The organism is Pseudomonas sp. TE21394, from assembly GCF_054057835.1.
This window is the reverse complement of the sequence record NZ_JBSRZR010000001.1, coordinates 3,888,507-3,904,873: the sequence shown is the minus strand read 5'-3', so window position 1 is coordinate 3,904,873 and position 16,367 is coordinate 3,888,507. Positions and strand designations below refer to the sequence as shown.

Sequence of the window (16,367 nt, the reverse complement as noted above, 5' to 3'; positions counted from 1 at the left end):
CCGGCCTCTTCGCGGGTTGACCCGCGAAGAGGCCGGTTCAGGCGATCAATCAGGCCGGCTTCATCACCAATACCCCAAGCGGCGGCAGGTTGAGCGCCAGCGACAGCGGTTGCCCATGGCTCGGCAGCGCCTCGCTTGCTACCGCCCCCAGGTTGCCGACATTCGACCCGGCATACAGCTCGGCATCGCTGTTCAGCAGCTCTTGCCAGCGTTCGCCAAACGGCACGCCGATGCGGTAGCCCTCGCGCGGCACCGGGGTGAAGTTGGCCACCACCAGCACCGGCTCGCCACTGCTGCTCCAGCGCAGCCAGGCGTATACGCTGTTCTGCGCATCGTCACCGATCAGCCACTGGAAGCCCTGCGGCTGACAATCCAGCTCATGCAGCGCAGGTACATCCCGGTACAACCGGTTGAGGTCACTGACCAGGCGCTGCACGCCCTGGTGCTCAGGGTATTGCAACAGGTACCAGTCCAGCTCGCTGTCGTGGTCCCACTCGCGCCATTGGCCGAACTCGCAGCCCATGAACAGCAGCTTCTTGCCCGGGTGCGCCCACATGAAGGTGAGGTAGGCACGCAGGTTGGCGAACTTCTGCCAGCGGTCGCCAGGCATCTTGTCGATCAGCGAGTGCTTGCCGTGTACCACCTCGTCGTGGGAGATGGGCAGGATGAAGTGTTCGGAATAGGCATAGATCAGCCCGAAGCTCATCTCGTTGTGGTGGTAGGTACGGTGCACCGGGTCGTTCTGGATGTAATGCAGCGTGTCGTGCATCCAGCCCATGTTCCACTTGTAGGCAAAGCCCAGGCCACCCTGCTGGGTTGGCTGGCTGACACCCGGCCAGGCGGTGGACTCCTCGGCGATGATCAACGCCCCAGGCGCCTCATGGGCGGCCACGCCGTTGAGGTGGCGGATGAAGTCGATGGCCTCCAGGTTCTCGCGCCCGCCATGGCGGTTGGGAACCCACTCGCCGGCCTTGCGCGAATAGTCGCGGTACAGCATCGAGGCCACCGCATCGACCCGCAGGCCGTCGATGTGGAAGTGCTTCAGCCAGTGCAGCGCCGAGGCCATCATGAACCCGCGCACTTCGTTGCGGCCAAGGTTGTAGATCAGCGTGTTCCAGTCCTGGTGGTAGCCTTCCAGCGGGTTGTCGTACTCGTATAGCGCGGTGCCGTCGAAACGTGCCAGGCCGTGTTCGTCGGTGGGGAAATGTGCCGGCACCCAGTCGAGCAAGACACCGATGCCGCCCTGGTGGCAGGCATCGACGAAGGCGGCGAAGTCCTCGGCCGTGCCATAGCGCGAGGTGGGGGCGAACAGCGACAGCGGCTGGTATCCCCAGGATCCACCGAACGGGTGCTCCATGATCGGCAGCAACTCGATGTGGGTGAAGCCCAGTTCCTGCACGTAGGGCACCAGGCGCTCGGCCAGTTCGCGCCAGTTGTAGAAGCGCCCGATGTCGCCCGCCTCGTCCAGTTCGCAGCGCCACGACCCCGGGTGCAGTTCGTAGATCGACAGCGGCGCACTATAGGCATGGCGCTGTGCACGTTGCGCCATCCAGTCATGATCCTGCCAGGCGTGACCGAGCGGCCCCGCCACCTTGGACGCGGTACTCGGCGGCAGCTCGGTGGCCCGCGCCAGCGGGTCGGCCTTCAGCGGCAGGATGCCGTCCTTGCCCAGCACCTCGTACTTGTAGGTTTCGCCCACGCCCAGGCGCGGCACGAACAGTTCCCACACCCCGGCGCTGTGGCGCAGGCGCATTGGGTGGCGACGGCCGTCCCAGTTGTTGAAGTCGCCCACCACGGAGACCCGCCGCGCATTGGGCGCCCACACCGAGAAGCACACACCGTTGACGCCATCGACCTGCGTCGGCTGGGCACCGAAACGCCCGGACAGGTCGCGGTGGTTGCCCTCGGCGAACAGGTACAGGTCCATGTCGCCCAGTTGCGGGCCGAAGCTGTAAGGGTCTTCGGTGATCTGCTCGCCGCCGGCCCAGGCGATCTGCAGCAGGTACGGGTGCGCCTCGTCGAGGTGCGCGGTGAACAACCCGGGCAGGCTGCCCTGTTCCATTTCGGCCAGGATGCGCCCGTCATGCCGGGCCAGGATGCACACTTTCAGGGCATTCGGCAGGAAAGCGCGGATCACCTGCCCACCCGCGCCGTCGCCATGGGGGCCGAGTACTGCAAATGGATCGGCGTGCTCGGCGCGGGCCAGGGCGTCGAGGTCCCGTTGCCGAAGGCCGCCGTTTTCACGCGTTGTTACGTTCATGCTGACTCTCCCCAGGTACTGATCAGTCCATGCAGGCCATGCAAAGGCACGGCCAGCCAACTTGGACGGTTTTCGGCTTCGTATGTGATTTCGTAGGCGGCCTTCTCCAGGCAGAACAGTTCCAGGGCAGCACGTTCGCCTTCGGCCTGCTGCCAGGCATGCGGCATGGCTGCCGTGGCCAGGCCATAGGCTTCGACAAAGGCATGCCGCGACTGGTGCAGGTACTGCCTGGCAACCCGCTGCCGGGCCTGCCGCGCCGGCTCGGAAAGGTCCACTGCAGACGCGCTGCGCAGGATCATGGCAGCAGCATAGTCGAACGATCGCAGCACGCCGCTGACATCCTTGTACGGGCTGTGCTTGGCCCGCCGTTCTTGCAGTGGCCGGGCCGGCTCACCTTCGAAATCGATCAGGTAGGCATCGCCCTGTACCACCAGCACCTGGCCCAGATGCAGGTCGCCGTGCACGCGCATCAGCAGGCCGCCCTGGGCCTGGCGGGTCAGCTCGGCAATGTGCTGGGCCAGGCCGTCGCGCTGTTGCTGCAGGTCGTCGACCAACGCCTGGCTGTCGCTGTCGAGGTGCTCACGGTGCTGCGCCAGCAGGTCGAGGGCGTGGGTGAGTTCGGCACAGATCTGCGCACTCCAGCGCTCGCTGTCGGCAGCATCGCTCGGCCGCGGCTGGAATGCTTCGTCGTCGCTCGGCGCGGCCAGCAGCAGGTGCATCTCGCCCAGGCGCTGGCCGAGCAAGGCGGCAAAGCCGGTCAGTTCGGCCAATGCGTCGGTGTTCACCTCGGTGTCCAGGCTGGCAGGCTCCATCTGGTCGCGGATGGCCCGTTCCAGGGTGTTCTGGGTCCAGGCCCAGGCGTCGCCCTGGTTGCTCAGGTAGCCTTGGGCGATCATCAGCAGGTGTGGCGCGCCCTGCTCGTCCACCCGGCTGACCCAGGCCAGCAACGGCGAGATATTGGCAAAGCCGGCAGCGGTCAGGTACGCACTCATTTCCAGCTCCGGGTGCACACCCGGGTTGACCCTGCGGATCAACTTGAGCACTACCTTGTCGCCGATCACCACCGAGCTGTTGGATTGCTCGGCGCTCAAGTAGCGCACGCTGCTGTCATCGTTGAGTTCAAGGCCGGCCAGCTGGTCGGTGCTGGCGAAACGCAGTTCGCCCTCGCCGCGGCCGCACGGCAGGCGCAGGCCATCGTGACAGGCACGCAGCACGGCGCGGATGAACGGTTCGAGGACAAAGGCGTCGGTGATCAGGCCAACCTGGTGGGCCCGGCGCACCCGCGACAACGCCAGCTGCTGAGGCAACGCAGTGCTGATCTGCTCTTCCGGCAGCAGGCCGAACGGCAGCTGGTAGCGCGTGGCCACCGCGCCACTGAGCACTTCGATCTCGCTGAGCAGCACCGGCGTGGTGGCGGTGCCGAAGCGCACGCCGTAGCACAGGCGCACCTGGTCGATCGGGCCTTCCTTGCCGGCGAACCAACGGCGCTTGGGTAGATAATGCGGCAGGATGGCGCCTTGCAAGGTGTCGCTGGAAGGTGCTTCGAGCAGTTCTTCCATGCGCTTGCGCAATACCAACGTAGTCAATTCAGGTAACCCCTCGGTAGGCTGGATGTGCCAGCTGGGCATGCGATCGTGTTCGGCCAGCAGGAACCAGTAGAAGGCATAGGGTGGCAAGGTCAGCAGGAACGGCAGTTGGCCGATCGGCGGGAAGGCGCTGCCGCCCAGCATCTCCACCGGCACCTTGCCGGCGTATTGTGACAACTCCAGTTCGGCGGCCTGGGCGGCCCGCGAGACGTTGGCCACACACAGGATCACTTCGCAGTTGCCGTCGGCGTCGGTGTATTCGCGGATGTAAGCGAGGATGCGCCGGTTGTTCGGCGTCAGGGTACGCAGGCTGCCACGGCCAAAGGCCTTCTGCTGCTTGCGCACCGCCAACATGCGCCGGGTCCAGTTGAGCAGCGAGTGCGGGTCGTTGGCCTGGGCCTCGACGTTGACTGTCTGGTAGCCGTACAGCGGATCCATGATCGGCGGCAGCACCAGGCGCTGCGGGTCGGCGCGGGAGAAGCCACCATTGCGGTCCGGCGACCATTGCATGGGGGTGCGCACGCCATCCCGGTCGCCGAGGTAGATGTTGTCGCCCATGCCCAGCTCGTCGCCGTAGTACAACGTTGGCGTGCCGGGCATCGACAGCAGCAGGCTGGTAAGCAGTTCGATACGCCGGCGGTCACGCTGCAACAGCGGCGCCAGGCGCCGGCGGATGCCCAGGTTGATGCGTGCACGGCGGTCTTCGGCGTAATAGTTCCACAGGTAGTCGCGCTCGCGGTCGGTGACCATTTCCAGGGTCAGTTCATCGTGATTGCGCAGGAAGATCGCCCACTGGCAATTGCTCGGGATCTCCGGGGTCTGGCGCAGGATGTCGGTGATCGGGAAGCGGTCTTCCATGGCCAGTGCCATGTACATGCGCGGCATCAATGGGAAGTGGAAGGCCATGTGGCACTCGTCGCCCTCGCCTTCACCGAAGTACGGGCGGGTGTCTTCCGGCCACTGGTTGGCCTCGGCCAGCAACATGCGGTCCGGGTAGTTGGCGTCGATCTCGGCGCGGATCGCCTTGAGCACCGTGTGGGTTTCGGCGAGGTTCTCATTGTTGGTGCCGTCGCGCTCGATCAGGTAGGGGATGGCGTCCAGGCGCAGGCCATCGACACCCAGGTCGAGCCAGAAGCGCATGACGCCGATCACCGCCTTGAGCACCTGCGGGTTGTCGAAGTTGAGGTCCGGCTGGTGCGAATAGAAGCGGTGCCAGAAGTACTGGCCAGCCACCGGGTCCCAGGTCCAGTTGGATTTCTCGGTGTCGAGGAAGATGATGCGCGTGCCGTCGTACTTCTGGTCGTCGTCCGACCACACGTAGAAGTCCCGCGCCTTGCTGCCGCGCTTGGCGTGGCGGGCGCGCTGGAACCAGGGGTGCTGGTCGCTGGTGTGGTTGATCACCAGCTCGGTGATCACCCGCAGGCCGCGCTTGTGCGCTTCGGCGATGAAACGGCGGGCGTCGGCAAGGTTGCCGTAATCAGCATGCACGGCCTTGTATTCGGCGATGTCGTAACCGTCGTCACGACGTGGCGAGGGGTAGAACGGCAGCAGCCACAAGGTGTTGACGCCCAGCTCGGCGATGTAGTCGAGCTTGCTGATCAGGCCGGCGAAATCGCCGATGCCGTCGTTGTTCGAATCGAAGAACGACTTGACGTGCAGCTGGTAGATGACGGCGTCCTTGTACCACAGCGGGTCGTCGATGAAGGCTGCCGGGCGGGAACGCTTGGCCATGTGCGACTCCTTTCATTTCTGCGGGCCGTGTTGCCTGGTTTCCGGGCTGCTGTGCAGCCGCGAAGCATTCGGCCCTCAGCGGGCCTTTTCGATACGCCAGATACCGAATGGCAGGTGCCAGGGTTCGATACGCATGAACTGGGTCTTGCCATACCAGGACCAGCGGTGGCCGTTCATCAGGTCCTCGCCATGGGTCTCGGCGTTGTCATCCAGCCCCAGCTCCCACAATGGCAGCTCGAAGTGGGCCTCCTGGGCGTTGTGCGGATCGAGGCTGATGGCGACCAGGATGTAGTTGTCGCGCTCGGGCGTGCGCTTGGCGAAATACAGGATGTTGTCGTTCCAGCAGTTGAAGAACGCCACGCCCAGGTGGGTCTGCAGTGCCGGGTTCTGCCGGCGAATGCGGTTGAGCTGGGCGATCTCGGCGATGATGTTGCCCGGCTGGGTGTAATCGCGCGGGCGGATCTCGTACTTCTCCGAGTCCAGGTACTCCTCCTTGCCCGGCAAAGCCGCCGCCTCGCACAGTTCGAAGCCCGAATACATGCCCCACAAGCCCGAACCCATGGTCGCCAGGGCAGCCCGGATGAGAAAGCCGGCGCGCCCGGAATGCTGCAGGAAGAACGGGTTGATGTCCGGCGTGTTGACGAAGAAGTTGGGCCGGTAGCAGTGGCTCCAGGGCGGCTGGTTGAGCTGTTCGAAGTACTCGCGCAGCTCCTGTTTGGTATTGCGCCAGGTGAAATAGGTATAGCTCTGCGCGTATCCGACCTTGCCCAGGCGCGCCATCATCGCCGGCTTGGTGAACGCCTCGGCGAGGAAGATCACGTCCGGGTAGTGGCTGCGCACATTGGCGATCAGCCATTGCCAGAACGGCAGTGGCTTGGTGTGCGGGTTATCGACGCGGAAGGTCTTCACGCCCTCCTCGACCCAACCGATGATCACGTCACGCAGGGCCAGCCACAGGCCTGGCACCGCATCGGGGGCATAGAAGTCGACGTTGACGATGTCCTGGTATTTCTTCGGCGGGTTCTCGGCGTAGCGGATGGTGCCATCCGGGCGCCAGCTGAACCAGCCAGGGTGTTCCTGCAGCCATGGGTGGTCCTGGGAGCACTGGATGGCGAAGTCCAGGGCGATTTCCAGACCGTGCTGGGCGGCTGCCGAGACCAGCCGGCGAAAATCCTCCCGGCTGCCCAGCTGCGGGTGAATGGCGTCATGGCCGCCCTCCGGGCTGCCGATGGCATACGGGCTGCCAGGGTCGCCGGGCAGGGCCTGCAGGGAATTGTTGCGGCCCTTGCGGTGCTTGGTGCCAATCGGGTGGATGGGCGGGAAATACAGCACATCGAAGCCCATGTCACGGATCATCGGCAAGCGTTGCTGCACATCGTTGAAGGTGCCGTGATGCTCGGGGTTGTCAGTGCAAGAGCGCGGGAACAGCTCGTACCAGCTGGCGAACTGCGCGGCCGGGCGGTCCACATCCAACGGGTACTCGATGCTGCGGGTCAGGTAGCTGCGGTGCTCGGCCTCGGCCATCAGCCGCGTGGCCTCGGCCCCCAGGAACAAGGCGACCTGGTGGTCTTCATCGAGACTCGGCAGCTGCTCGGCAAGTGCCTGCAACTGCTCGCGCAAGGCACCGCCACTCAGCTCGATGCCCTTGCCGAGCAGCAGGCGCCCCTCTTCGAGTTCAAGCTTGATATCGACGCCGGCCTGGTACTTTTTCTCCAGGTCGTGGCAATAGGTGGCAAAGGGGTCGATCCAGGCCTCGATACTGAACAGGTGCGGGCCGATTTCCGTGGGCATGAACTCGGCCAGCCAGAGGTCGTTGCCCGCTGCGGTCATCGGCACGCAATGAATGCGCCGGCTGCCGGCCTGGCGCCAGTTCAGCGTCACCGCCATGCGGTCATGGCCGTCGCTGAACACCTTGCTGCTGACCGCAACCGGCTGGTTGCTGATGGCCTTGGCCGCGAATGCGCCGCCTTCGAGCACCGGCTGGGTGTCCTCGATGACAATGCGCGGCGCCAGCAAGGCCTGGGACAGGCTGATGACCTGGTCCGGGTGATCATTGGCCATGGGCACGCTTTCGAAGGGCTGTTTCAGAGACATCAGGCCTTGCTCCCTTGGGCTGGTGGCAGTAAGGGTTCAGAGCCATGGGCAGGCGCGGGGGTTCAAAAAAATTGAGCGAACGGCAGCTGCCAGGGGTCGAAGCCTGCAGCACCTCTTCAATTACCCACGCGAGGCCAGGCCATGAACATTCCCACTCCACCGGAGACACCCGACCCCAACATCGACGACCCGAGCCTGCCGCCGCCCGTGCCGGAAGAGGACCCGGACGAGCTGCCGATCAAGCCGACCGTGCCGCCGACGGTGGGTGACCCACCGAGCCAGGAGCCACCGGTGAAGGCTTAAGGGTAGACCAGCGCATCAACCAGCGGATGTTGCCGAGACCTCCGCGACGCTGATTTCACGCATGCGGAACTTCTGCACCTTGCCGGTCACCGTCATCGGGAACTCGTCGACGAAACGGATATGCCGGGGCACCTTGAAATGCGCGATGCGCGCCTTGCACCACGCCTGCAATTCCTCGACCGTGGCGCTGTGCCCCGGATGCAGCTTGATCCAGGCGACGATCTCCTCGCCATAACGGCTGCACGGAATGCCGATCACCTGCGCATCGGCCACCGCGGGGTGGGTGTAGAAGAACTCCTCCAGTTCGCGCGGGTAAATGTTCTCGCCACCGCGAATGATCATGTCCTTGTTGCGCCCGACGATGCGCACATAGCCCTGCTCGTCCATCACCGCCAGGTCGCCCGAATGCATCCAGCCGGCCGGGTCGATGGCCTCCGCCGTGGCCTGCGGGTTGTCCCAGTAGCCGAGCATCACGCTGTAGCCACGAGTGCACAGTTCGCCGATCTGCCCGCGCGGGACGATGCAGCCGTCGGCGTCCACGACCTTGTTCTCCAGTTGCGGCTGGGTACGGCCAACGGTGGTCACACGCAGCTCCAGGTCGTCGTCCGGACCGGTTTGCAGCGACACCGGGCTGGTCTCGGTCATGCCATAGGCAATCTGCACTTCGGCCATGTGCAACTGGTCAATGACCCGGCGCATCACCTCGATCGGGCAGGTAGCACCGGCCATGATGCCGCTGCGCAGGGTGGACAGGTCCACCTGGGCTCGCAACGGGTGGTCGAGCATGGCAATGAACATGGTCGGCACGCCATAGAGGATGCTGGCACGTTCCTCGGCCACGGCGCGCAGGGTGAGCTCGGCGTCGAAGGCGTCGTTGGGGTAGACCATGGTGCTGCCGTGAGTGATGCAGCCGAGGTTGGCCATGACCATGCCGAAGCAGTGGTACAGCGGCACCGGGATCACCATGCGGTCGCGTTCGCTCAGGCCCAGGCTCGCGCCGACCATGAAACCGTTGTTGAGGATATTGTAGTGGCTGAGCGTGGCACCCTTGGGTGCGCCGGTGGTGCCGGAGGTGTACTGGATATTCACCGGCTGGTCGAACTGCAGGCTCTGCTGGCGCGCATTGTACGCTTCGCAGGAGGTTTGCCCTGCCCGCCCGGCAAGTGCTTGCCAGGGCAGGAAGCCTGAAGGGGGTCTGGCCGCCAGGCTGATCACGCCACGCAGGTCGGGCAGCCGCTCACTGGCCAGTTCACCCGGTATGGCAGCGGCCAGCTCGGGTACCAGCTGCTGGACCATGGCGTGGTAATCGGAAGTCTTGAAGGCATCGGCACACACCAGCCAGCGGCAGCCGGACTGGCGCAGTACATATTCAAGCTCGCCAACGCGGTAGGCCGGGTTGATGTTGACCAGGATGGCGCCGACCTTGGCACTGGCCAGTTGCAGGATGCACCACTGGGCACAGTTGGGTGACCAGATGCCGACGCGGTCGCCGGTATTCAACTCCAGCGCCATCAGTGCCCGGGCATGCACGTCGACCTGTTCGGCCAGCTGCCGCCAGCTGTAGCGCAGGCCCTGGTGGCGCGATACCAGGGCTTCGCCATCGCCACAGCGGGCCACGGTGGCATCGAACGCCTGGCCGATGGTCTGGGTCAGCAGCGGTTGGTCCTGGCGACCTCGGGTATAGCTTGGTTGACTCATGGGTGTCCCTTCTTGTGGTTGTTCTGGGCACGGCTGAAACAAGCAGGGAATACTCTGGCGCAGATTTACGTTTACGTAAAGGTGACGAGTCGATTGACAGTCACCCGGCACAGGTTTACGTTAACGTAAAGGTGATGAACACACCGGCCGCAGGCAAGCCCGCACCCACAGGGTCCGGCCAGGTCCTCGAGCCCCTATTTCAAGAACAACAAGGTGCCCCAGCATGCATTACCCCACCCTGAACTTCGCCCTGGGCGAAACCATCGACATGCTCCGCGACCAGGTCCGCACCTTCGTCGCCGCCGAACTGGCGCCACGCGCCGCGCAAATCGACCAAGACAACCTGTTCCCCGCCGACATGTGGCGCAAGTTCGGTGACATGGGCCTGTTGGGCATCACCGTGCCGGAAGAATACGGCGGTGCCGGCCTGGGCTACCTGGCCCACGTGGTGTCGATGGAAGAAATCAGCCGTGGCTCGGCTTCGGTGGCGCTGTCATACGGCGCCCACTCCAACCTCTGCGTCAACCAGATCAACCGCAATGGCAGCCACGAACAGAAGCTCAAGTACCTGCCCAAGCTGATCAGCGGCGAGCACATTGGTGCCCTGGCCATGAGCGAGCCCAACGCCGGCTCCGACGTGGTGTCGATGAAGCTGCGCGCGGAAAAGCGTGGCGACCACTATGTGCTCAACGGCAGCAAGACCTGGATCACCAACGGCCCCGACGCCAACACCTACGTGATCTACGCCAAGACCGACCTGGACAAGGGCCCACACGGCATCACCGCATTCATCGTCGAGCGTGACTGGAAAGGCTTCAGCCGCAGCAACAAGTTCGACAAGCTCGGCATGCGCGGTTCCAACACCTGCGAGCTGTTCTTCGACGGCGTCGAAGTGCCCGAAGAAAACATCCTCGGCCAGCTCAACGGCGGCGTGCGCGTGCTGATGAGCGGCCTGGACTATGAGCGCGTGGTACTGTCGGGCGGGCCGACCGGCATCATGCAAAGCTGCATGGACCTGGTAGTGCCGTACATCCACGATCGCAAGCAGTTCGGCCAGAGCATCGGCGAGTTCCAGCTGATCCAGGGCAAGATTGCCGACATGTATACCCAGCTCAACGCCAGCCGCGCCTACCTGTACGCCGTGGCCCAGGCCTGCGACCGTGGCGAGACCACCCGCAAGGATGCTGCCGGGGTCATCCTGTACACCGCCGAACGCGCCACGCAGATGGCCCTGGAGGCGATCCAGATTCTTGGCGGCAACGGCTACATCAATGAATTCCCGGCAGGTCGCCTGCTGCGCGACGCCAAGCTGTACGAGATCGGTGCCGGCACCAGTGAAATCCGCCGGATGCTGATCGGCCGCGAACTGTTCAACGAAACCCGCTGAGCACAAGGGACGGGCGCACATGGCTACCTTGCACACCCAGATCAACCCGCGTTCGGCGGAGTTCGCCGGCAACAGCGCGGCCATGCTCGAACAGGTCCAGGCCCTGCGCGGCCTGCTCGCCCAGGTGGCCCAGGGCGGCGGGCCCAAGGCCCAGGAACGCCACACTTCTCGCGGCAAGCTGCTGCCGCGCGAGCGCATCGACCGCCTGCTGGACCCCGGCTCGCCGTTCCTCGAGATCGGCCAGCTGGCCGCCCATGAGGTGTATGGCGAAGACGTACCGGCTGCCGGCGTGATCGCCGGCATCGGCCGCGTCGAGGGCGTGGAATGCATGATCGTGGCCAACGACGCCACGGTCAAAGGCGGTTCCTACTACCCACTGACGGTAAAGAAACACTTGCGCGCGCAGACCATTGCCCTGCAGAACCGCCTGCCCTGCATCTACCTGGTGGATTCCGGTGGCGCCAACCTGCCGCGCCAGGACGAAGTGTTCCCCGACCGTGAGCATTTCGGGCGGATCTTCTTCAACCAGGCCAACATGAGTGCGCTGGGTATCCCGCAGATCGCCGTGGTCATGGGCTCGTGCACGGCTGGCGGTGCCTACGTGCCAGCCATGGCCGACGAAGCGATCATGGTGCGCCAGCAGGCCACCATCTTCCTTGCCGGCCCGCCCCTGGTGAAGGCCGCCACCGGTGAAGTGGTGAGCGCCGAAGACCTCGGCGGCGCCGATGTGCACTGCCGCACCAGCGGCGTGGCCGACCACTATGCCGACAACGACGAGCACGCCCTGGCCCTGGCCCGGCGCAGCGTGGCCAACCTCAACTGGCGCAAGCTGGGCCAGTTGCAGCGCCAGGCGCCGGAGGCACCGCTGTATGCGGCCGAGGAGCTGTATGGCGTGGTACCGGCCGATGCCAAACAGCCGTTCGACGTGCGTGAGGTGATCGCACGGCTGGTCGACGGTTCGCTGTTCGATGAATTCAAGGCATTGTTCGGCACCACCCTGGTGTGCGGTTTCGCCCACCTGCACGGCTACCCGGTGGCGATCCTGGCCAACAACGGCATCCTCTTCGCCGAGGCCGCGCAGAAAGGCGCGCACTTCATCGAACTGGCCTGCCAGCGCGGTATTCCGCTGCTGTTCCTGCAGAACATCACTGGTTTCATGGTCGGCAAGAAGTACGAGGAAGGCGGTATCGCCAAGCACGGCGCCAAGCTGGTCACAGCCGTGGCCTGCGCCCAGGTACCGAAGTTCACGGTAATCATTGGCGGCAGCTTCGGTGCCGGCAACTACGGCATGTGCGGCCGCGCCTACGACCCACGCTTCCTGTGGATGTGGCCCAACGCGCGGATTGGCGTGATGGGCGCCGAGCAGGCCGCCGGCGTGCTGGCCCAGGTCAAGCGCGAGCAGAGCGAGCGCAGTGGCCAGCCGTTCAGCGCCGAAGACGAAGCCCGGCTCAAGCAACCGATCCTCGACCAGTACGAGCGTCAGGGCCACCCTTACTACTCCAGCGCCCGCCTGTGGGATGACGGCGTCATCGACCCGGCCCAGACCCGCGACGTGCTCGGCCTGGCCTTGTCGGCCGCGCTCAACGCAGCGATCGAACCGAGCCGCTTCGGCATTTTCCGGATGTGACCCATGAGCGATTTCAGCACCCTCGAAGTGATCCGTGACCCGCGCGGTTTCGCCACCCTGTGGTTGAGCCGCGAGGCCAAGAACAACGCCTTCAACGCCTTGATGATCCGCGAGCTGATCGTCGCCCTCGACCAGTTGGCCGAGGACGCCAGCCTGCGCTTTGTGCTGCTGCGCGGCCGTGGCCGGCACTTCAGCGCCGGCGCCGACCTGGCCTGGATGCAACAGTCGGCGCAACTGGACTTCAACACCAACCTGGACGACGCCCGCGAGCTGGGCGAGCTGATGTACGCCCTGCACCGCTTCAAGGCGCCGACCCTGGCGGTGGTCCAAGGCGCCGCCTTTGGTGGCGCACTGGGCCTGATCAGCTGCTGCGACATGGCCATCGGTGCCGAAGACGCCCAGCTTTGCCTTTCGGAAGTGCGCATCGGCCTGGCCCCGGCGGTGATCAGCCCGTTCGTGGTCAAGGCCATCGGTGAGCGCGCCGCACGCCGCTATGCCCTCACCGCCGAACGCTTCAGTGGCGTGCGAGCCCGCGAACTGGGCCTGCTGGCCGAGGTATACCCGGCCAACGAGCTGGACGCCCAGGTCGAAGCCTGGGTCGCCAACCTGCTGCAGAACGGCCCGCAAGCGCTGCGTGCCACCAAGGACCTGCTGCGCGAAGTGGACGCCGGCGAACTCAGCCCGGCCCTGCGTCGTTACTGCGAAAACACCATTGCCCGCATCCGCGTCAGCGCCGAAGGCCAGGAGGGCCTGCGCGCCTTCCTGGAAAAGCGCCGTCCCGCCTGGCAAACCGACGACAAGAAGGAGTCGCGCCCATGAGCCGCCCCGCTTTGACCACCCTGTTGGTCGCCAACCGTGGCGAAATCGCCTGCCGGGTGATGCGCACCGCCAAGGCCATGGGCCTGACCACCGTCGCCGTGCACAGTGCCACCGACCGTGACGCCCGGCACAGCCGCGAAGCCGATATCCGCGTCGACCTCGGCGGCAGCAAGGCGGCCGACAGCTACCTGGTGGTCGACAAGATTCTCGCCGCCGCCAAGGCCAGCGGCGCCCAGGCCATTCACCCCGGCTATGGCTTCCTGTCGGAGAACGCAGGCTTTGCCCGTGCCATCGAACAGGCCGGGCTGATCTTCCTCGGCCCACCGGCCAGCGCCATCGATGCGATGGGCAGCAAGTCGGCGGCCAAGGCGCTGATGGAAACCGCTGGCGTGCCGCTGGTGCCGGGTTACCACGGCGAAGCCCAGGACCTCGACACCTTCCGCGCCGCCGCCGAACGCATCGGTTACCCGGTGCTGCTCAAGGCCAGTGCCGGCGGTGGTGGCAAGGGCATGAAAGTGGTCGAAGAGGAAAGCCAGCTGGCCGACGCCCTGGCCTCGGCCCAGCGCGAAGCGCAGTCGGCGTTCGGCGACGCGCGCATGCTGGTGGAAAAATACGTGCTCAAGCCGCGCCACGTGGAAATCCAGGTATTCGCCGACCAGCACGGCAACTGCCTGTACCTCAATGAACGTGACTGTTCGATCCAGCGCCGTCACCAGAAGGTGGTTGAAGAAGCCCCTGCGCCTGGCCTGTCGCCTGAACTGCGCCGGGCCATGGGCGAGGCGGCGGTCCGCGCGGCGCAGGCCATCGGCTACGTCGGCGCAGGCACGGTCGAGTTCCTGCTCGACGCCCGTGGCGAGTTCTTCTTCATGGAGATGAACACCCGCCTGCAGGTGGAGCACCCGGTTACCGAGGCCATCACCGGGCTCGACCTGGTGGCCTGGCAGATCCGCGTGGCCTGCGGCGAGCCCCTGCCGATTACCCAGGAACAGGTGCCGCTGATCGGCCATGCCATCGAAGTGCGCCTGTATGCCGAGGACCCGGCCAACGAATTCCTGCCCGCCACCGGCACGCTGGCGCTGTACCGTGAGTCAGCGCCTGGTGCAGGCCGGCGGGTGGACAGCGGCGTCAGCGAGGGCGATGCGGTATCGCCATTCTACGACCCGATGCTGGGCAAGCTGATTGCCTGGGGTGACGACCGCGAGCAGGCACGCCTGCGCTTGCTGGCCATGCTCGATGAATTCGCCATTGGCGGGCTGAAGACCAACATTGCCTTCCTGCGGCGCATTCTTGCACACCCGGCGTTTGCCGCGGCCGAGCTGGACACTGGCTTCATTCCGCGTCACCAGGACATTCTGCTGCCCGCGCCACAGCCGTTGCCGGCCAGTTTCTGGGAAGCCGCAGCCGAGGCCTGGCTGCAAGGCCTGGCCGGGCAGCAACGGGATGACGACCGCAGCTCGCCGTGGGCCGAGCGCAGTGGCCTGCGCCTGGGCCTGCCGGCACGCAGCAGCCTGCATCTGGCCAGTAACGGGCAGGATCAGGCGGTTGCCCTGGAACGCAGCGCCGCGTCCACCTGGCAGCTGCTGGGCGAGCACCTGGTGCATGACCACGCAGGGGTACGCCGCCAGCATCTGGCGATCCGCCGTGGTGGCACGTTGTACCTGCAATGGGACGGCGAGATGCATGCGGTGGAAGCTTTCGACCCAATCGCCGAGGCCGAGGCCAGCCACAGCCATCAGGGCGGTTTGGGCGCGCCAATGAATGGCAGCATCGTGCGGGTGCTGGTAGCGCCGGGACAGCTGGTGGAAGCGGGAACGGCGCTGGTGGTGCTGGAGGCGATGAAGATGGAGCACAGCATTCGTGCGCCACATGGCGGCACGGTGCAGGCGTTGTTCTGCCAGGAAGGCGACATGGTCAGCGAAGGGACGGTGCTGGTCGAATTGGCAGAGTGACCGAGGCCGTTTGGCTTGAGTTTTGTGGAGCCTGGGAGATCGAGCGCCGCCCGCGCAGCTCGCGATGCGCCGCGCGGGCGGCGCTCGATCGCCAACGCCCCGTAACAACCACGCCAGGCAGCTGGCAGCCTCAACAAAACCTCAAACCCTAAAAGGCCTCGTGCCCCCGCACGACCACACCCAGAAACTCGCAACCCTCTTCACAGAGAACAGTGGGATAGCGCGTATTCAGCGGCTTGAGCATCTTGTCTCCGCCCTCCTCGATCAACTGCCGCAACACCGCCGACCGCCCCGGCTGCCGGGCAATGACCAGCCTACCTGGCTCTGCCGGCAGGCCGGTATCCACCAGCACCCGCATACCCTCAGGCACGCTCTTGCCACTGGCGGCATTCATCGAATCGTTCTCTACCACCAGCCAGAACGCATTACCCGCAGGCATGTAGTCGCTCTGCTCGTGGCTTTTGCCCGTCTCTGGCAAGGGCCCCTGCAAGTCCGCCCAGCTCAGGACTGGGAAGCGAAAGCTTGCATAGAGCAGCGCTTTGCCTGAATCCGGTTGGGCGGCCGCATAGCGACCAGGTGATTCGCGCACCATATCGCGCTCCACCACCATGACTTGGGCCTCCAGAAACACCAGCCCGAGTTTTTCGAGCTTTTCATTGATGGTCTCCAGTGTCGGCTGCCGCGTGCCACGCAGCCAATGACCTACGCCGCCCTGAGTCATGCCCAAGCGTTCGGCCAGCTTGAGCTGGCTGAGATTGTGTTCGCGCTTGTAGCGCTTCAGAAATGCGTTCCAGTTTTCCATGAGCGGCAACAATACGGACTGTATTACCCGCAGCAATACACAATCTGAATTATTTATTTGGAGATTGATAGTACAGATTGACCTATCCTGTAATTCCAGTGTGCTTGAAGG

10 protein-coding genes are annotated in these 16,367 nt (G+C 65.0%); 5 read left to right on the top strand and 5 right to left on the bottom strand.

The genetic code is table 11. From position 1 onward, the window contains the following. Positions 1-49 precede the first annotated feature (49 nt). The 3 genes from glgB to ACVWZT_RS17750 form a co-directional block, all read right to left on the bottom strand. On the bottom strand, positions 50-2,260 hold the full coding sequence (gene glgB / locus ACVWZT_RS17760; RefSeq protein WP_296229686.1) for a 1,4-alpha-glucan branching protein GlgB: 2,211 nt from the start codon (positions 2,258-2,260) through the stop codon (positions 50-52). Then, positions 2,257-5,577 carry a maltose alpha-D-glucosyltransferase gene (gene treS, locus ACVWZT_RS17755; RefSeq protein WP_457470503.1) on the bottom strand — a complete coding sequence of 1,107 codons (3,321 nt, stop codon included), beginning with the start codon at positions 5,575-5,577 and terminating at the stop codon, positions 2,257-2,259. The genes glgB and treS overlap by 4 nt, the downstream gene beginning before the upstream one ends. 75 nt (positions 5,578-5,652) lie before the next feature. Then, positions 5,653-7,671 (bottom strand): alpha-1,4-glucan--maltose-1-phosphate maltosyltransferase, encoded by a 2,019-nt coding sequence (locus tag ACVWZT_RS17750; RefSeq protein WP_457470501.1) that lies wholly within the window; start codon positions 7,669-7,671, stop codon positions 5,653-5,655. A 141-nt stretch (positions 7,672-7,812) separates the two neighbouring features. Here ACVWZT_RS17750 and ACVWZT_RS17745 point away from each other — a divergent pair, with 141 nt between their 5' ends. Then, positions 7,813-7,974, top strand: a complete 162-nt coding sequence (locus ACVWZT_RS17745; protein WP_296229683.1) for a hypothetical protein — start codon at positions 7,813-7,815, stop codon at positions 7,972-7,974. Positions 7,975-7,989: 15 nt separating this feature from the next. Here ACVWZT_RS17745 and ACVWZT_RS17740 read toward each other — a convergent pair whose 3' ends face one another. Next, positions 7,990-9,672: an AMP-binding protein gene (locus ACVWZT_RS17740; RefSeq protein WP_457470499.1), complete on the bottom strand. Its 1,683-nt coding sequence runs from the start codon at positions 9,670-9,672 to the stop codon at positions 7,990-7,992. 223 nt (positions 9,673-9,895) lie between these two features. Here ACVWZT_RS17740 and ACVWZT_RS17735 point away from each other — a divergent pair, with 223 nt between their 5' ends. From ACVWZT_RS17735 to ACVWZT_RS17720, 4 genes are read left to right on the top strand one after another with little or no spacing between them, the layout of a single operon-like run. Further along, a complete protein-coding gene (locus ACVWZT_RS17735; protein ID WP_457470497.1) occupies positions 9,896-11,059 on the top strand; it encodes an isovaleryl-CoA dehydrogenase in 1,164 nt (387 codons plus the stop codon). Between the two features lie 19 nt (positions 11,060-11,078). Beyond that, entirely contained in the window at positions 11,079-12,686 is a 1,608-nt protein-coding gene (locus ACVWZT_RS17730) for a carboxyl transferase domain-containing protein (RefSeq protein ID WP_457470495.1), read from the top strand. A gap of 3 nt (positions 12,687-12,689) precedes the next feature. Further along, positions 12,690-13,505, top strand: coding sequence for a gamma-carboxygeranoyl-CoA hydratase (locus ACVWZT_RS17725; protein ID WP_457470493.1), 816 nt, complete (start codon positions 12,690-12,692; stop codon positions 13,503-13,505). Next, positions 13,502-15,454 (top strand): acetyl/propionyl/methylcrotonyl-CoA carboxylase subunit alpha, encoded by a 1,953-nt coding sequence (locus ACVWZT_RS17720; RefSeq protein WP_457470492.1) that lies wholly within the window; start codon positions 13,502-13,504, stop codon positions 15,452-15,454. Before ACVWZT_RS17725 ends, ACVWZT_RS17720 begins: the two co-directional genes overlap by 4 nt. 148 nt (positions 15,455-15,602) lie before the next feature. Here ACVWZT_RS17720 and ACVWZT_RS17715 read toward each other — a convergent pair whose 3' ends face one another. Beyond that, complete coding sequence (locus ACVWZT_RS17715) at positions 15,603-16,256, bottom strand: LexA family protein (protein WP_296229677.1); 654 nt, start codon at positions 16,254-16,256, stop codon at positions 15,603-15,605. Between the last annotated feature and the right edge of the window lie 111 nt (positions 16,257-16,367).